This is a genomic window from Microbacterium sp. Bi128, from assembly GCF_918698205.1.
Genome location: NZ_CAKKMM010001685.1, coordinates 1 through 1,017 on the forward strand (window position 1 = coordinate 1; position 1,017 = coordinate 1,017).

The 1,017-nt window shown below is 63.8% G+C and carries 1 protein-coding gene and 1 pseudogene; both read right to left on the bottom strand.

The window, feature by feature from the left end; all coding sequences use genetic code 11:
- Positions 1-26 precede the first annotated feature (26 nt).
- Positions 27-200, bottom strand: a pseudogene (locus tag LQV45_RS35505) (globin); the annotation flags it as partial.
- Between the two features lie 4 nt (positions 201-204).
- Positions 205-864 carry a mechanosensitive ion channel family protein gene (locus LQV45_RS35510; RefSeq protein WP_028277840.1) on the bottom strand — a complete coding sequence of 220 codons (660 nt, stop codon included), beginning with the start codon at positions 862-864 and terminating at the stop codon, positions 205-207.
- Positions 865-1,017: the final 153 nt, after the last annotated feature.

The following is a 1,017-nucleotide window of genomic DNA, read 5'->3' on the forward strand; positions in this document are numbered from 1 at the left end:
GCTCATCGACGTCTTCTACGACGGCGTCGCAACAGCGGATCTGTTGCGACGCCGTCGTAGAAGACGTCGATGAGCTTCACAAAGGTCTCGTGGCCGCCCACGGCGTCATAGAAGTTGTCCGTGTAGCCGGGCTGGCTGAACGGATCGTTCTGCAGCAGCTGCCTGGGCTGGCTGGGTTCGCTGGCGCTGGGAATCGTCATTTCACTATTCTCCGGCCTTCTGCTGGGGTGCGCTGTCGGCCTCGTCCGCCGGGGACGTCTCGGGCGGAATGTACGTGCCCTGGGAGCGGTTGCCCACGCGCAGGATTTCGCCGTTGCGCAGGTACCAGATGGTGCCGTCGTCGGCCCGGACCCGGGTGATCCGCAGGTTCATGGCCTCGACCGTGCCCACCACCTCGGAAGTCTCGATAATGTCGCCAATGCCGTACTGGTCCTCGAAGGTAATGAAGATGCCGGCGAGGAAGTCGCGGATCAACTGCTGGGCCCCGAAGCCGATCGCCACACCGAGGATCCCGACGCTCGTCAGGATGGGAGCCACGTCCACGTTCAGGTACTTGAGCACGTACACGATGGTGAGGACGGCGATCAGGACGCCGACCACGCTGCGGAGCAGTGCGCCGATTGTCTCTGCCCGCTGGACGCGGCGTTCATGGTCCAGGGCGCGGAACGCCGGAGCCACCCAGCGGAAGTGCGACTTCTTGAAAAGTGTGCTGCCCGCCGCGACCCGTTTGGTGATTCCGGTGATCACGAAGGATGCCACCAGCCACACGGCGACGCCGATGCCCAGGCTGATGAGGCCACCTGGCAGGTTGACAGCCGAGATGTCCGGTGCGGTGATGGGTTCGATGGTGGTCAGGCTGATCATCGGTGAGGGAAAACTCCTTGTTTACTGCAACCCTGCTGCCAGCCGGCAGCAGGGCTGGGCGTCCGGAAAGGCAGCTGGCGTTCGCCGGGCGCATAACGCTCTGGTCTACTTCAACATTAGCGCCGTAGCGTGGCCCCATGCGCATCCTGGTCC

What these genes read in the sequence shown, in the direction of transcription:
- LQV45_RS35510 (WP_028277840.1), bottom strand. Translation starts at nt 864, where the DNA reads ATGATCAGCCTGACCACCATCGAACCCATCACCGCACCGGACATCTCG.